The organism is Bacillus sp. ABA4_010, from assembly GCF_056159105.1.
Genome location: NZ_JBSWUN010000003.1, coordinates 1806689 through 1822864, shown reverse-complemented (window position 1 = coordinate 1822864; position 16176 = coordinate 1806689). Strand labels below are relative to the sequence as shown.

Genomic DNA, 16176 nt, shown 5'->3' with positions numbered 1-16176 from the left:
CTTTCCATTATATCGGTTGAGAAGAAAAAGGGGAAGGCGCAATCTCCCCTTGTCATCATCGTCTCATTACCGCACGCGCCACATTCATGCCGCTAATGACGACCATTGGTGACCCTCCCCCTGGATGCGTCGTACCGCCAGCAAAATACAAATTGGAAATGTCTTTTGACACATTGCCTGGGCGTAAAAAACTATCCATTTTTCGATTGGAGCTAATTCCGTACAACGCTCCTTTATAAGCAGAAAACATAGAGGCAATATCCTTTGGAGTCACGACTTGTTCGACTTCCAGACGCGACGGGATATCGACCCCGAACCGCTTCAGCTTATCATAAATAACTTGTTTATATTCCTCCGCTCTCGTCTGATCGGAACTCGTAACAGCAGGGGCATTCACTAAAATAAATAAATTGTCCCCAGGGGCGGCAGAAGGGTCGGTATACGATGAATTACAAATATAAATGGTCGGGTCATCTGGCAGACGCTTTTCATGAAAAAGCTGGTGAAACTCTGCTTCGTAATCTTCAGCAAAATAGACTTGATGGTGAATGAACTTTGAGCTTCGCCCCTTCAGTCCCGCCATAATGACAAAGGCGGAAATGGATGGTTCGTATCGCTCCACTTTTCCGTCTTTAAAGTGCGGTCGGTGCTTTTCTTCTACTAAAGCTGGATACGCAGACAGCAAATCCCCATTCACAATAACAATGTCTCCAGCAATCGTCTTTCCATTTTCCAACTGAATCGCCGTTGCCCGTTTTTGCTCCACTTCGACTTTCGTCACTTTCATATTTTTGTACAGCTTCCCTCCGAGCTTTTCTAGTACGTGGGCAAACACTTCAGCAATTTTCGTATTGCCGCCTTTTACGTAATACACCCCTTCATTTAATTCAAGATGACCAATTAAACTAAACGTCGCCGGGGAGGTAAAAGGTGATGAACCTATGTAAGTCGCATAACGGTTAAACGCATGGCGGACATAATCATTTCGAAAAAATTGACGGTGAAAATGGTCCATCGTTTCAAACGGACGAACGGACAGCAATGCTTGAAAAAGAGATGGATCGACATAATCTGTCCACGATGAAAACGTTCGGTAAAAAAACTGTTTTTCTGCCGTTTCGTACAGCATTTTCACTTCTTCCAAGTAGTCGTAATAGCTAATTTCCGCATGCACATCGAGGCGCTCGAATTGCTCGATCATTTCATTTCGATCTGTCGTCATATATAAAGACGTTCCATCTGGAAAATGGTTGGCTGTATGAGTATTGAGCTTAATAAATTCAAGGTGGTCGTCTGGACGTTCTCCCGCTTCTTTCAATACTTCGCAAAACACATGGGGCATCGTGATTGTATTCGGCCCAAAATCAAAGGAATATTCACCGAGTCGAACAGGCATCATTTTCCCGCCAAAATGTTCATTTTGCTCAAAAATCGAAACATCATAGCCGTTTGCTTGAAGTTGAATGCCAGCAGCCAGTCCTCCGAGTCCTCCTCCTACAATTAATACTCGTTTCATTCATATCGCCTCCCTTTCCACTCGTATCCCCGCTTTAAAAGCGCGGTTATCATTGAATAGTTCATCATCGCTACAAGTGCCAGTGCCGCTGCTGGCATGAACAACGCCAAGCGCCGTTGCTGATGAACATGCATATCGACTAAAAATCGCTGCACACATACGATGATAAATGGCCATAGCCATGCTCCGTTTCCTGCAACAAGTCCGCTGAAAAACAGCGGCAGCGGATAGACGTAAAAAACCATATAATAACTTGTCAGCAACAGCACCCGAACCGGTGACCTTCCTAGTCCTGTATAAATGTTTTTAGCAAAACCGTTCCATACTTCCTGATTCGTTTCATACATAAAGCAAGTGACATGTGACGCAATATTAACAAGCAGAACGCGAAAGCCATTTTCCTTTAATATCCTTGCCAAATGGACATCTTCAATAAGAGACGATTTCACCGCTTTATGGCCGCCAGACGCTTCATACGCACTTCGCTCAAAAAACATGAATGCTCCGTGAGCGGCTGTTGCTGCCTTCCATCTCGTTCCATTTGCTAACATAATCGGCAAATGAAAATAAACGAGCGCATGCTGCATCGGTACAAGAAGCTTTTCCAGCCATGTTTTCACAGGAAATTTCGGAAAGCCTGTTAATAAGCCAGCACCGGTCTTTCGCTGAAGCCCAACCATTCGTTCGATCGTATCACTTTTCAGGCGTACATCTGCATCCATAAATAAAAAATAATCCCCTTGCGCTTCTTTCACGAGCTGATGACACGCATGTACCTTTCCCACCCATCCTTCTGGCAGCGGCATCCCACGCAGCACCCGAATGCGAGAATCGTTGCTTGCATACCGCTTGAGCATGTCGCCGGTAGCGTCGGTCGATTGGTCATCAAGAATGAGAATTTCTACATTTGGATACGTAAGATGTTGAATAGATTCCATCAATCCATGAACATTTCGCTCTTCATTGCGCATCGGCACTAAAAGTGACACGAGCGGTGCTGGTGTACTTCCATCGTCATCACCCTCTGTTAAATTGGGAAAAAAGACGATATTGACGATGGTGTAAAGAAGAAAACCGAGCAGTAGTAAAATGTATACACTCATTTTGTTAGCGTCTCCTTCCACCAAGTGAACCATTCACTAATGGTTCGATATCCGCACAACGCGGTTTTGTAGCGGTTCGTCTGTTCTTGAATAACGGATTGCTTCACATCATCAAGCTCAAATGTTAGCTTCTGTTCTAAATGATTTGTTATTTGTTCCCGTGACAACTGTTGAAAGCTGTCCCCTTCTATCGCCTTACCGAACGAAATGAACAGCTCTGGCCGCTGGTCATGGCGAAACGTATAGTAAAATGCAACCGGGATGATTTGGATATCTGATACTTCCTGCACTAAATAGGAAGCACCCGGAGCAAAAGACAGCGGGCGCTTTTCTAAATGTTCTTCTTTTCCTTGCGGGAATAGCCATACCGCTTTGTTTGTTTCGAGTAGTTTCTTCGCAAAACGCAGTGAGCGCAACACATGCTTCGGTGAAATTGGATTAACCGAAAAAGCGCCTATTTTTTTAAAAAACGGGAAATTCTTCATCCCTTGTTCTGACATCATCGCATAGCTGTCATAGTCTACAAATGTTCTCGTTAAATAAAAGCAAACAAGACCATCCCACCAGCTTGAATGATTAACAAGCAACAAGGTCGGTCGTCCTTTTGCCAGCGGCTGATGTGAGTAGACATAGACGCGGTAAAACTGTTTTTTTAACAGATGGCGAACAAAAGGAAAAAAGAACGATTGAAATCGTTCATCCTTATGCGGCTTTATCATCGTTCCAGCCTCCTTTTCATAACAAAAGTCAGCCCGAGGACGACTGCCGTTATACTAATTGCTAAGTATAGTCCGTTCGTCAAACACATTAAGGCAAACATCGATAAAATTAAAAAATAGAGCTGTTTCATTCTTTGTTCCCATAACACATCTTCTTTTCCTTTGTTTCCTTGCCAAGCATAAAATAGAAGCTGCAAGCAAAATGAAACGATGAACCATCCGGAAAAGTTTTTCAGCGGAATGCTGTAATAAAAACTGTCGCCTTCCCATATCCAATATTGTTTCACAACAAATGAAACCGGATCAATCAGCAAATCCATAATAACGGCAAATAACGCACTGACCGTCGCATAGACGACTGCATTGAGGACGGTTCGTTTTTGATGAATCACCTTTTTAGTGAGTACATGTCCTGTCACGATGACCATCAACCAAGCAAAACCGATCGTCAGCGGCACACCGAACAGCTGAAGGCCAAAATCCTTTTCATAGCGATATGTACCGAAAATAAGACCGTATTCTACCCCAAGCCATTCAGAAAACATCGATACTGCCATAATCAGAACAGACAGGAAAACCGCTAGTTTCGTTCCTCTCGTACGCTGCAAATAAAGATAAGCAAGAAGACCGCTTGCATATAAAAAGACGGCATTCGCCCATTCAAGCCAAGGTGGCAGCAAGTCGAATGTAAGCAGCACGACCCCGCACACATACCAAACGAGAAAAAAACGATAGACGCCGTTTGCGATATTCATATCATTCTCCTTTCTAGCTCCCGTTCGTAGACGAGCCAATATTTACGATTACTTCCATCATGTAAAATGAAGACACTCACATTATAAAACGACTCACTTTTTATACATAATTTTAATGTGTTCTTATCATTTCCTTCATTATATTTACGGTAAATTTACATGCGTGTGATACACTACATGAGATTATATGTCGAATGTAATGTCGTAATGAAAGCAAGACTAAACTAGCTTATGTGAGGTGATTATCTTTGAATGAATTCGGATGGGTAGCCGCCATTGGGTTTACTGTCCTCTTCTGTTTGACTGTATTGATGTACAAAAGAAATAAAAAGCGGCCTTTCGTGAAATACATCCCGTCTCTGCTTGTCTTTTCTCTCTCATTTCTCGGCATTTTAGCTGGCACATTCTGGACGATGGAAGGAGATGGCAGCTATTTAAGCTTTTGGAGCACAGCTATGAATGTCGCTAGTTTAATGAACATCGTCGTATCGGTCTTTGTCGATTTGCTTGCCGAAGCACATGAAGATTATCCATCTATATAAAAAGATGTGACTCATCATGAATCACATCTTTTCATTCAAACTATATAGCCCGATCATTCAATCTTGTACATGGACATTCCCTTTGTCGTCAATCTCGACATTATATGAAAGACTGTTCAGCTTGTTTAATAGTTGCTTACTCTCCGTTGGATTCATCAACACGGGCTGATGGGCTTCAATTTTTAATGGCGTGACGCTGCTGGAGATTTTCCCATTATCAAGCTGAAGATGAGCGATGACCGTTTCATTTCCTTTCGGGACCGATGATTTCGTAAAAATGAAATTGCCGAGGCTGTAATAGATGGGGGCTCCTTTGTAATACTCAATTCCCATTAATGAATGGCTATGTGAGCCAATGATGGCTGAAACACCAGCATCGATAAGCTCCCTTGCCAGCTCTTTCGCGTAATCTTCTGGATAATCTGCTAATTCCTTATTCCAATGAATCATTACAATCGTGTAGTCCGACGATTGAACCGCTTTTTTCACATAGTCCATCATCGGCTCTTCCCGATACGCATTTGCAATGCCAGCACGATCCTCTGTCGCAAACCACGAAACTGCTGGCAGCACTCTGCTTAAACCGAGAATGGCGATTTTTTTCCCTTTAATGATTTCGTAATGGGCAGCAAACGCCTCTTCTTCGTTTTTCCCTGCCCCTGTATAACCAATCCGAGCTTTTTTCAAATAAGTCAGCGTATCCATTAATGCCTCTTCACCATAGTCGAGCGTATGATTGTTAGCAAGAGAGACGACATCAATGCCTGCATCTCCGACTCCCTTCAATGTGTCAGGGTGAGAGCGGAACGTAAAGCTTTTTGGAAAAGGTGTCCCTCTCGTTGACACAGGTGTTTCTAAATTAACAGCCGCTAAGTCTGCTTCCGATAGCAGCGAGGCAACGTGCTCGAACGGATAGGAAACACCATGCTTTGCGATATCTTCCCCGACTCCTGATCCAAGAAGCACATCTCCTCCGAAAGAAAGATGAATCGGATCATGCGAATCTTCCGACTCAATGATCATTTTCGGATCGAGATAATTTTCTTTTTCCGGCATTTCACCTTCTATCATTATTTGTTTTACTACAGGTTGCGACACCGTCTCTTCACGCTGTCCCCATTCCCGTCCATTCATAAAAAGCAAGAGAGCAAGCAAACTTAAAAGAGCCGTTAACAACCGCCGAAACTGCTTTTCCTTTCGTCTCCTCTTGCGTTGTCGATTTCGAAGTGTATCCACGCTGTTTCCCCTTTAATTCATTATCTATATAAGTCGAGTTATTAAGTGCAATATATATATTGGACTTGCGTTTCAGATTTTCTCTATCGCTTTATCATTCTATGTATTTATTACGACATTATTAAATTATATCACATTCATAAAAATAAGGAGATTTTTTCAAGTATTCCCTTCTTATAAATCGATTACGAAAATAGGCCATGCGCCTAAAAGCGGTGATGCAAAAACCCCGCAAGAAAAGCAGCCGGAACACGACCATTTTTCTTGCGGGGTTTCTTTTGTTGTCGTTCAGCGTACGGTTCTTTTCCTACACAAAATCCATTGAAGCACCCATCCTACGGTAACACCTGGGATAACAAACAGCATCGGAAGCCAAATAGGACCAAGTAACACGCCGCCAATTTTCAGCTTCGTGGAATACATCACTCCAACCGTCACAAAATAGGCGGAGAAAACAAACGGTAAAAATGAATAAGGCGATACAGAACCCGTTTCTTTCACCGCGTCCCACATCGCAAAAAAGTAGAGACAAGGATAAAACATAATCCATTGAAAATTAAGGACGAAGATGGATTGATCAATGTCACCGACAAAACTAAGTAAAATGGCTTCATTGAAATTAGACTGGGAATTGATTAAAAATTCAAGCAAGACAAACAGGACGCCTTTTATGTACTGTTTCTGAAGGAGTTGACCGAACCCCGGCAAGGCAATGCTCCATAACAGCGCCTCCAGTTTTGTCACGAATCGTTATTCCTTTGCATGATAGAGTGGTGGTACTGCTTGAAAGAACGGCCTGCTGCCGGTAAACATATGCGTTGTTTGCCCATACGGTTCATCCTTCATTTTTTCTTTGTTTAAGGCTCTGCAAAACCATGTTGCAAATGACTAAAAAAATCTACTCAGAGCGTTAGCATATCCTTATTTTAACAACTAAACGCGATTTTTATACCGACGTTCATTTTTTCAAGTGTTCGCAACGCAAATATTTGAATAAATGCCTTCATCAGTTACACACTAATGACGTAAAGGAAGGTGACGAATATGGAGGCAGAACGTGCACAGCAAATTGCTGAATCCGCTAATGAGGTGAGTGTAACCTATTTAGGCCATCCCGTTATCATTCAGCATGTAGATACCGAAAGCGGAACAGCCCGCATTTATGAAAAACAACATCCTGATGTTGAAAAAACCGTACCGTTGACAAGCTTGCATGAATCAGTTTGACAGAGCAGAAACTGAAAATAAAGCGCTGCTCACAATACTCGGACAACAGGCTCCGCCCGATTGCTGCCCGTTGTCCGCCTTCTTGTCCGGTCAACTATTTCCCTGACTTCACACTCCATGAAGAAGCAGTCGCAGATAAGGTATGACGGCGACGGTTTGTAGCAATAATATACACGGCCGCACACCCAATCCCAAGGACAATGAAGGAGCCGAGATTAAAGAGGCCCTTTTGTCCATACCAGACAATTGAATAGCCAATAGCTCCTGTCAACAGCGCATAGTAAGTGAACGGAAACAATGTTTTTCGAATGACAGCTCCTTCTTTCCCAACGAGTCCGACAACGGCTGATGCGGCGACGACGTTATGCACACAAATCATATTTCCCGCTGCTCCCCCGACAGCCTGAAGAGCGACAATCCACGTCGGATCCACTCCAATTTGAGAACCTACATCGTATTGGAACAATGAAAACATCATATTGCTCACCGTGTTGCTGCCTGCAATAAACGCTCCTAATCCCCCGATAAAGGTGGAAAACAGCGGCCAGTAGTCCCCGGCTAATGCGGCCACGCCGTTCGCCAGCTCAATTGGCATTTTGTCAAACCCAGCTGCCCCGCCGCCTGAATTTAAAAACACTTGCACCATCGGAACGGTAAACACAAGCGCTGTCGATGCGGCAATCATCGTTTTAGAGGATTGATTCCACGCACGTTTGTATGCGCTTCCATTCATTCCGTGAAGAAAGAAGGTAATTAGCGACACGACAATAAAAATCGTCCCTGGCAAATATAGCGGCTGAAAACTAGCTGTAATTTCTGTTCCAAACATGTTCGGAATCGAAATGCTCCACGCTTTCATCCATGCATTAAATGGAAGAAAAGTAAGTCTTGTTAAAACAAGCAACAAGCCAACGAGAATATACGGCGACCATGCCCGCACCATGCTCATACTTCCGCTTTTATGAGCAATGTCTTTAATTTCAATTTTTCCGCTCCATTCTGGATCCCATTTCGACTTTTCCTCGAAATCCCATGTCTCTTCTTTCGGAGGCATTAAAAATCCTTTTTTCGCAGCCGAAATCACAATCGCTAACCCGACAAGCCCGCCAATCATGGACGGAAATTCTGGTCCGAGTACGTTAGCGACGATAATATAAGGAATTGTCATCGCAAAAGCGGAAAATAAAGCAAACTTCCATACTTTAATTCCTTCTGAAAAAGATTTGTTTTTCCCAAAGAAACGAGTCATTAAGGCGACAACGAAAAGCGGGATCAGTGTACCGGCAATAAGATGCAGCAATGCCACTTTCGTTCCAATCATCGTCACCAATGACAGGAAGTCACCCGTAATGCTCTGGTCAGCTGATAACCCGGTCTGCACCCCTACTAACATCGGTGTTCCTACCGCCCCAAAGGAAACGGGTGTACTTTGAATCATCATTCCAGCAATAACAGCAGCCATCGCTGGAAAGCCTAAGCCCACCATGAGCGGAACCGCCACAGCAGCTGGTGTCCCAAATCCAGCTGAGCCTTCAATGAAAGAGCCGAACAGCCAAGCAACAATAATAACTTGAATGCGGCGGTCAGCGGAAATATCGGTAAAACCTTGACGAATCGTTTTCAAACCTCCGCTTTCTTGCAAGGTGTTCAGTAGTAAAATCGCCCCGAAAATAATGTACAGCAACGTCACAGCGACGACAAGCCCGTTCACTGAAGCAGCGGCGACGTTGGCGCCAGGCACCTTCCAGACGAACAGAGCTAATACAATCGCAACAACATACGAAATTGGCATTGCCTTACTCGCTGGCCATCTAAGCCCGACAAGAAATACCCCTACTGCGATAATCGGAAGAAGTGACAAAAATGCTAACATCCCTGTACCCATACCATAACTCCCCCTTTGTTTCATAATACAAAACTATTGATCGTTTCGTTTCGCATGACGCTCTATTGTTATATAACTATTTTGTTTTGTTATATAACAAATGGTTGACTCAAATCCTATTATACAGGCTATTTGTTTAATTTCAATAATTTTCTAATTATTACAATAATTAGATACAAAAAATGATCCAGTCTTTTTCTTTCCCAAAAAAGACTGGATCATGGCTGCCATATATTATGGAGTTTCTGACTCAAAAATTAGAAACATCGCTCTCGCCTTTCTTATAACCAAGTCGGCGAGAAATTTGTTTGCCGATACTCTTCATCGTTGACTGAAGCTGTTCAAGTCGCTCCTCTGTCATTCGAATGGTCGGCCCTGAAATGCTGACAGCGGCTGTCACTTTTCCGGAATGATCGAAAATCGGGACGGCAATGCATGTAATCCCATATTCGTTTTCCTCTAAATCAAGCGCATAGCCCCTTTGTTTTACTTGAATGAGCTCTTTTAAAAATGCCTCTTTTTCCGTAATCGTTTTATCCGTATGCATCGGCATGCCTTTACGCTCCAAAATCTCTAGCACGACGCTAGACGGCAAATGGGCGAGTATGGCTTTCCCAACGGACGTACAATGCATCGGCGCTCGTTTTCCCACTTTCGAATGCATCCGAAGCGTTTCGTTTCCTTCTAATTTTTCAATGTATACGACTTCTCCTTGGTCGTACACAACAAGATGGATCACTTCATTTGTTTGGCTCTCTAATTCCTGCAAATACGGTTTTGCCTCCGTCCGCAAATCAATCGATTCAAGGAGTCGCGAGCTAATTTCTAAAAATTTATAGCCGAGCTTATAGCGACCTGTCTCAGCATCTTGCTCAATATAACCATATTGAACCATCGTCGATAAAATGCGATAAACAGAGCTTTTGTTAATATCCATTTGGTTCGCGATTTCCGTGACGCCTAAGCCGTCCTTTTTTAACCCGACAATTCCGATAATATCGAGCGCCCGGCTTACCGATTTCACCATGTTTTCTCTTTCCAATCTTGCTCACCTCTGATGTCTTACATACTTGTTTTCATTTGCCGTTCCATGATTACGAAATGCTAGCTTTCTCCTTTGCCTTTACAAAGGTGTTGCGAAGCGTTCCGATTTCATGGATCGTGCAGTCAATTACATCGCCCGCTCCGACCATTTCCGCCCCGACAGGACTGCCTGTTAAAATGACATCGCCTGGCTTCAATGTCATCACTTTCGACAAGTAGGAAATCATCTTCTCAATGGAAATAATCATTAAGTCCGTCCCGCTGTTTTGTTTTTCAGTACCATTTAAGCTTGCTTCCACCCGAATGCGGGACAAATCAAGCTCGGTTTCAATAACCGGACCAAGCGGGGTAAACGTATCAAATGATTTCCCAATCGTCCAATGACCGTCTTCACGAAAAAATTGCGGCGCCGTTACATCGTTTCCGACAGTATAACCGAACACATAATCAAGCACTTCTGACTCTGGCACATGTCTCGCTTCTTTTCCAATTACAACAGCGAGCTCCGATTCAAATTTCACTTGTTCAATGTCTTCTGGAATGACAATTTCCTTTTCTGGTCCAATGACAGATGAAACCGGTTTGAAGAAAAAGACCGGAATTTCCGGCCATTCACGTGGCAGCTCGTCTAGTTTTGCGACATAGTTCGCGCCAATGCCAATCACTTGATTCGGTACAAGCGGTGCTAACAATGTCGCTTCATCTATCGGGAACACCGCTCCTGTATAAGACCACTCTCCAAACATATTTCCATGAATCTCTCTCAATGTACTGCCTTCGATTACACCTGTATGTACCATTTCATTGAATGTAAATCTAGCAAACTTCATTCTCCCACACCCTTTTCTTTTTTATATACATTTCACTTAATAACTCGACACAGCTTGAGTTTTCCCTCTTAGGTCTAGCAAATGATAAATCGTGATTAGGAGAACCCGCCGCTAAATCCTTTGTTTGATTGGATAGTTGCGACGGGTTCTTTTTCGTCATTCGTTTGTTCTATGATTGGTTGACAGTAAATTTCGCTTTCGCTTCAAGGCGGCGGCGGTGAAGAATTGGCTCCGTATAGCCGTTCGGCTGATCATAGCCTTCAAAGACAAGCTCGCATGCTGCTTGAAATGCGACAGAATCATCATAGTTTGTCGCCATCGGACGATATTCCGGATCGCCCGCATTTTGCTCATCAACGACTTTCGCCATTCGTTTCATCGTTTCAAGCACTTGGTTTTTCGTGCAAACACCGTGGTGAAGCCAGTTCGCCATATGCTGGCTTGAAATGCGCAATGTCGCACGGTCTTCCATCAGTCCGATGTTGTTGATGTCCGGCACTTTCGAGCAGCCGATTCCTTGCTCGACCCAGCGAACCACATAGCCTAAAATGCCTTGTGCATTATTATCTAATTCTTGTTGAATGGCTTCAGGACTCCACTGCGGATTTTGTTCTACTGGAAATTGTAAAATATCATCTTTCCAATCATTCACTTCTGCGAGCTTCTCGTTTTGAACATTTGTCACATTGACTTCATGGTAATGAAGCGCATGCAGCGTTGCCGCCGTGGGTGATGGTACCCACGCTGTATTAGCACCTGTTTTCAGCTGAGCTACTTTTTGCGTCATCATTTCTGCCATCATATCAGGCATTGCCCACATTCCTTTTCCAATTTGGGCACGACCTTGGAAGCCGATGGCAAGACCTGTGCTCACATTGGACTGCTCATAGCCTTGAAGCCATGTTGATGCTTTCATCTCATTTTTGCGAATCATCGGACCTGCTTCCATTGATGTATGCATTTCATCTCCTGTCCGGTCGAGGAATCCTGTATTAATGAAGACAACGCGGTCTTTTACTTCACGAATGCATGCCTTCAAATTAAGTGTCGTGCGGCGCTCTTCATCCATCACACCAATTTTCAGCGTATTCCGCTTCAATTCAAGCAAATCTTCCACTCGGTCAAATAACTCATTAGCAAATGCCACTTCTGCCGAACCGTGCATTTTCGGTTTTACGATGTAAATCGAATGTTTAGAGGAATTTTGATACACCGCGTTTTCTGACAATGTATGCTTCGCCAATAAGCTTGTAATGACAGTGTCTAAAATTCCTTCATGCACTTCTTCACCATGTTTATCTAATACAGCACTGTTTGTCATTAAATGACCGACATTTCGAACAAACATAAGCGAACGTCCCGACAATGTGAGCGTTTCGCCAGTTGGCGACGTATAAAGACGGTCGGCGTTTAGCTTTCGTGTCAGCTCCTTGCTTCCTTTTGTAAACTTTGCCGTTAAGTCCCCTTTCATCAACCCAAGCCAATTCCGATATACAAGCACCTTGTCTTCTGCATCAACTGCTGCGACAGAATCTTCACAATCCATAATCGTCGTTAGGGCTGCTTCCATTAAAATGTCCTTCACACCAGCATCGTCTGTCTTGCCAATTGGATGGGAGCGATCGATTTGGATTTCAAAATGCAACCCGTTATTTTTCAGCAGTACAGCTGTCGGCGCATCTGCTTCTCCTTGGTAGCCCGCCAGCTTGGAAGCCTCTTTTAAATAAGCGATTTTACCGTTATTCAGTGACACTGCTAATGCCCCATCCACAATCGCATAATGAACGGCTTCATTATGCGAGGCGTCTGTTAATGGTGCTGCTTTATCAAGAAACACTTTAGCAAACGAAATCACCTTTTCTCCGCGAATCGGATTGTACACCTCTTTTCGCTCGGCTCCTCCTTCTTCGCTAATTGCATCTGTTCCGTAAAGCGCATCATAAAGACTGCCCCAGCGAGCATTGGCAGCATTGATTGCATAGCGGGCATTATTAACTGGCACGACTAATTGAGGTCCTGCCTGAACCGCAATTTCATCATCCACCGCTTCTGTCGTAATTTGAAAATCTGTTGCTTCCGGCTCTAAATAACCAATTTTCTGTAAAAATGATTTATATTCGTTAAAGTCAAACGATTGACTATGATTTCGATGCCATTCATTGATTTTGTGCTGAAGTTCATCACGTCGTGCTAGCAGTTCTTTATTTTTCGGCGTTAAATCGTGAATAATGGCTTCAAATCCAGTCCAAAACTGCTCACTTGTTAACCCGCTGCCTGGAATAGCTTCTGAATTAATAAACTCATACAAAGCGGATGCGACTTGTAGCTGACCTGTTTTTACATACCCTTCCATTACGATTCCTCCTTCAATATGCACCTTGACGAAAACGCTACCAAATCTTACGGCGTCCTCTTTTTGTTTCTTATTACAAAACAATGTTTCGTAATTTCTCTAACTTGATGATAGCATGGCATTTATTGGATTTCAATTATTTTTGTGAAAATTCTCATTTTGTTCACGAGGTGGCTTCCTGCCGCTCTTTTTTTATTTCCACACAGCGCCCTGGTGTCGGAAACAACTTCCCGGCATTCAGCAAATTATCCGGATTAAACACTTCGCGAATATCCGTTTGAGCCGCAATTTCTTCATCTGTAAAAATAAAACGCATTTCTTCCTTTTTCTCAATGCCAACTCCATGCTCCCCCGTAATCGAACCGCCAACATCGGCACATGCTTGAAGGCAGGCACTTCCGGCTTTCAGCGCTTTTTCTGTTTCTCCAGGCTTTCGAGCATCAAACAGGACGAGCGGATGAAGATTACCATCTCCCGCATGGAAAATATTCGCGATGCGCAAGCCATATTGCGTGCTAATTTCCTGAATGCGCTGAAGCACTTCAGGCAAGCGGCTTCTCGGAATGACCCCGTCCTGTACTAAATAGTCAGGAGAAATCGCTCCCATCGCGCCAAACCCCGTTTTTCGGTTCGCCCACCATCTGGCGCGCTCTTGTTCATCCTGTGCCACTTTCACTTCTCTAACATTTCGATTTCGGCAAACGGCTAAAATTTGTTCAATTTGCTCATCAATTCCAGCTGAAATGCCGTCCACTTCAATAAGTAAAAGCGCTTCGATGTCTTTTGGATGACCGACCGGAAACGCGGCTGCTTCTACTCCTTCAATCGCCGTTTGATCCATCATCTCCAGCGCTGCAGGTACAATTCCGGCCGAAATAATGTCTGAAACGGCCTGACTTCCGTCTGACACTCGATCAAAGTAGGCAAGCACCGTCTGTTTCGCTTCGGGGTTTTTCAAAATGCGAACCGTTATTTTCGTCACAATGCCTAATGTGCCTTCAGAGCCTGTCAATAAGCCAAGTAAATCATATCCTGGGGCATCCGCAATCCCATTTTGGCCAATGTTAATAATCTCTCCATTCGGCAGTACAACTTCGAGTCCGAGAATATGATTCGTTGTCACCCCATATTTTAAACAGTGCGCTCCGCCAGCATTTTCCGCAACATTGCCGCCAATGGTACAGCAATATTGGCTCGACGGGTCTGGCGCATAATAATAGCCTTTATCCGAAATCGAATTTGTCAGCTTCAAGTTCACAAAACCAGGTTCGACTACCGCACGCCTATTCTCAAGGTCGACACTTAATAAGCGCTTCATCCTCGCAAGACTGATAATCACCTCGCCATTGAGTGGAATCGCTCCGCCGCTTAAGCCCGTTCCAGCTCCCCTTGCGAGAAATGGCAAGCCATGTTCGGCACAATATTTGACAACCTTCGCTACTTCCTCTGTATTTTTCGGAAAAACGACAGCCTTTGGTAAATGCTGATGAATCGTAAAGCCATCACAGTCATATGCGGTCAAATCTTCACGGTGATATAAAATCGAACGCGGGCCGCTAACGAGCTTCGCCAATTGTCGAATATGCGGGTCGGTTGTTTTCACATCGTTTCCTCTCATCATTTCCCCTCCAAGCCGTCTTCTTTTTGATAAGCCCAATCAAGCAACTGAATTGTATGAACGACCTTCTGATTTCGTCCGTACTTTTGAACCCCCATCGCCATTTGCAGCATACAGCCAGGGTTCCCCATTGAAATCATGTCGACTTCTTCTGGGACGTTTTCCATTTTGCTTTCCAGCACCGCGTTCGCCATTTCCGGATTCGTAATATTGTAAATGCCCGCACTGCCGCAGCAACGATCAGCATTTGGCATATGCACCATCTCGACACCGGGAATATTCAGCAGCAAATCGCGCGGCTCTTGGCGAATCCCTTGGCCATGTGCCAAATGACAAGCATCGTGGTACGTAATCGTTGTGTTCAACTCTGCTTTCGGCACATCATAACCCGTATCATGAAGATATTTTGAAATATCCTGCACTTTGTCTGAAAACTGTTCGGCTCGCTCCCGCCACTCAGGCTCTTCACGGAATAGTTCGGCATATTCCTTCAGCATACATCCACAGCCGGCGGCATTAACGATGACCGTGTCGAAATCTTGAAACGCTTCAATGTTTTGTTTAGCGAGCTTTCGACCTGTTTCCCGATCACCTGCATGCACGTGAAGAGCGCCGCAGCACGTTTGCTTTTTCGGGATGACGACATCATTTCCGTTTCGGGTAAGTACATTAATCGTTGCTTCATTAATATCACTGAACATCACATCCATCACACAGCCAGTCAAAAAGGAGACTTCATGCTTTGTTTCTCCTTTTGCCTTCACGACGTTTTCATCTTTATATTTTTTGCGCACAGGCTCCTTCACTTCCGGCATGATTGCTTCCATCTCCACTAAATGCTTTGGCATCATGTTAATGAGACCAGATGTACGAACGATTTTTTGCATACCGCTCTTTTGATATACTTTTAATAAGCTCCCTAATGAGTTCAACCGCTTTTGGTGTGGAAACAATCCTTGCAGAAATATTTTGCTGACCATTCCTTTCCATCCGGTCAACGGCATGGCTTGCCGAACTTGACCGCGCGCTTCTTCAATTAAACCGCCCACATCCACATCAGCTGGACAAGCCGTCGTACATGCTCGGCAGTCGAGGCACGTAAAGACGGGATCCATAAATTGCTCGTTCACGTGAAACTTTCCTTCTGCCACTGATTTAATTAAATACACACGCCCTCTTGGTGAATGCTGCTCTTGACCTGTCAGCTCGTACGTTGGACAAGATTCAAGACACATGCCGCAATGCACACAGTCTGCCCATTTCGTTTCATCCGGCGCATCACTCCATAAATAATTGCTTAAGCTATTTGCTGTACATGCCGGGTCTTGTTTCACATTTGTACTCACGC

The 16176-nt window shown here is 44.1% G+C and carries 14 protein-coding genes; 2 read left to right on the top strand and 12 right to left on the bottom strand.

Annotation, left to right across the window (positions count from 1 at the left end):
* Positions 1-55 precede the first annotated feature (55 nt).
* Genes ACXAEO_RS10260 through ACXAEO_RS10245 form a run of 4 tightly spaced genes read right to left on the bottom strand, consistent with a single transcriptional unit; the run spans position 56 to position 4093 of the window.
* On the bottom strand, positions 56-1516 hold the full coding sequence (locus ACXAEO_RS10260) for a phytoene desaturase family protein (protein ID WP_474880534.1): 1461 nt from the start codon (positions 1514-1516) through the stop codon (positions 56-58).
* Complete coding sequence (locus ACXAEO_RS10255) at positions 1513-2619, bottom strand: glycosyltransferase family 2 protein (RefSeq protein ID WP_474880532.1); 1107 nt, start codon at positions 2617-2619, stop codon at positions 1513-1515. The genes ACXAEO_RS10260 and ACXAEO_RS10255 overlap by 4 nt, the downstream gene beginning before the upstream one ends.
* Positions 2616-3338 carry a lysophospholipid acyltransferase family protein gene (locus tag ACXAEO_RS10250; protein WP_474880530.1) on the bottom strand — a complete coding sequence of 241 codons (723 nt, stop codon included), beginning with the start codon at positions 3336-3338 and terminating at the stop codon, positions 2616-2618. The genes ACXAEO_RS10255 and ACXAEO_RS10250 overlap by 4 nt, the downstream gene beginning before the upstream one ends.
* Complete coding sequence (locus ACXAEO_RS10245) at positions 3335-4093, bottom strand: carotenoid biosynthesis protein (RefSeq protein ID WP_474880527.1); 759 nt, start codon at positions 4091-4093, stop codon at positions 3335-3337. The genes ACXAEO_RS10250 and ACXAEO_RS10245 overlap by 4 nt, the downstream gene beginning before the upstream one ends.
* 248 nt (positions 4094-4341) lie before the next feature.
* Here ACXAEO_RS10245 and ACXAEO_RS10240 point away from each other — a divergent pair, with 248 nt between their 5' ends.
* Positions 4342-4635 carry a hypothetical protein gene (locus ACXAEO_RS10240; protein ID WP_474880525.1) on the top strand — a complete coding sequence of 98 codons (294 nt, stop codon included), beginning with the start codon at positions 4342-4344 and terminating at the stop codon, positions 4633-4635.
* Positions 4636-4692: 57 nt separating this feature from the next.
* Here ACXAEO_RS10240 and ACXAEO_RS10235 read toward each other — a convergent pair whose 3' ends face one another.
* Positions 4693-5871 (bottom strand): CapA family protein, encoded by a 1179-nt coding sequence (locus ACXAEO_RS10235; protein ID WP_474880522.1) that lies wholly within the window; start codon positions 5869-5871, stop codon positions 4693-4695.
* A gap of 288 nt (positions 5872-6159) precedes the next feature.
* The gene (locus ACXAEO_RS10230; RefSeq protein ID WP_474880519.1) at positions 6160-6615 is read right to left on the bottom strand and encodes a hypothetical protein; all 456 of its coding nucleotides are present in this window, start codon (positions 6613-6615) and stop codon (positions 6160-6162) included.
* A gap of 300 nt (positions 6616-6915) precedes the next feature.
* Here ACXAEO_RS10230 and ACXAEO_RS10225 point away from each other — a divergent pair, with 300 nt between their 5' ends.
* Entirely contained in the window at positions 6916-7098 is a 183-nt protein-coding gene (locus ACXAEO_RS10225) for an H-type small acid-soluble spore protein (protein WP_474880517.1), read from the top strand.
* 94 nt (positions 7099-7192) lie between these two features.
* Here ACXAEO_RS10225 and ACXAEO_RS10220 read toward each other — a convergent pair whose 3' ends face one another.
* From ACXAEO_RS10220 to ACXAEO_RS10195, 6 genes are all read right to left on the bottom strand, one after another.
* Positions 7193-8983: an L-lactate permease gene (locus tag ACXAEO_RS10220; RefSeq protein ID WP_474880515.1), complete on the bottom strand. Its 1791-nt coding sequence runs from the start codon at positions 8981-8983 to the stop codon at positions 7193-7195.
* 250 nt (positions 8984-9233) lie between these two features.
* A complete protein-coding gene (locus ACXAEO_RS10215; RefSeq protein WP_474880512.1) occupies positions 9234-10025 on the bottom strand; it encodes an IclR family transcriptional regulator in 792 nt (263 codons plus the stop codon).
* A 52-nt stretch (positions 10026-10077) separates the two neighbouring features.
* Positions 10078-10857 (bottom strand): fumarylacetoacetate hydrolase family protein, encoded by a 780-nt coding sequence (locus ACXAEO_RS10210; RefSeq protein ID WP_474880508.1) that lies wholly within the window; start codon positions 10855-10857, stop codon positions 10078-10080.
* A 169-nt stretch (positions 10858-11026) separates the two neighbouring features.
* Positions 11027-13210: a malate synthase G gene (locus ACXAEO_RS10205; RefSeq protein ID WP_474880504.1), complete on the bottom strand. Its 2184-nt coding sequence runs from the start codon at positions 13208-13210 to the stop codon at positions 11027-11029.
* 163 nt (positions 13211-13373) lie between these two features.
* On the bottom strand, positions 13374-14828 hold the full coding sequence (locus tag ACXAEO_RS10200) for an FAD-binding oxidoreductase (protein WP_474884080.1): 1455 nt from the start codon (positions 14826-14828) through the stop codon (positions 13374-13376).
* Positions 14828-16174, bottom strand: coding sequence for a (Fe-S)-binding protein (locus ACXAEO_RS10195; RefSeq protein ID WP_474880502.1), 1347 nt, complete (start codon positions 16172-16174; stop codon positions 14828-14830). The genes ACXAEO_RS10200 and ACXAEO_RS10195 overlap by 1 nt, the downstream gene beginning before the upstream one ends.
* Between the last annotated feature and the right edge of the window lie 2 nt (positions 16175-16176).

Bases quoted from the DNA above. Each gene is read 5' to 3' on its own strand.
- ACXAEO_RS10250 (WP_474880530.1), bottom strand. From the start codon at position 3,338: ATGATAAAGCCGCATAAGGATGAACGATTTCAATCGTTCTTTTTTCCT.
- ACXAEO_RS10260 (WP_474880534.1), bottom strand. From the start codon at position 1,516: ATGAAACGAGTATTAATTGTAGGAGGAGGACTCGGAGGACTGGCTGCT.
- ACXAEO_RS10205 (WP_474880504.1), bottom strand. From the start codon at position 13,210: ATGGAAGGGTATGTAAAAACAGGTCAGCTACAAGTCGCATCCGCTTTG.
- ACXAEO_RS10220 (WP_474880515.1), bottom strand. From the start codon at position 8,983: ATGGGTACAGGGATGTTAGCATTTTTGTCACTTCTTCCGATTATCGCA.
- ACXAEO_RS10200 (WP_474884080.1), bottom strand. From the start codon at position 14,828: ATGAGAGGAAACGATGTGAAAACAACCGACCCGCATATTCGACAATTG.
- ACXAEO_RS10210 (WP_474880508.1), bottom strand. From the start codon at position 10,857: ATGAAGTTTGCTAGATTTACATTCAATGAAATGGTACATACAGGTGTA.
- ACXAEO_RS10245 (WP_474880527.1), bottom strand. From the start codon at position 4,093: ATGAATATCGCAAACGGCGTCTATCGTTTTTTTCTCGTTTGGTATGTG.
- ACXAEO_RS10255 (WP_474880532.1), bottom strand. From the start codon at position 2,619: ATGAGTGTATACATTTTACTACTGCTCGGTTTTCTTCTTTACACCATC.
- ACXAEO_RS10225 (WP_474880517.1), top strand. From the start codon at position 6,916: ATGGAGGCAGAACGTGCACAGCAAATTGCTGAATCCGCTAATGAGGTG.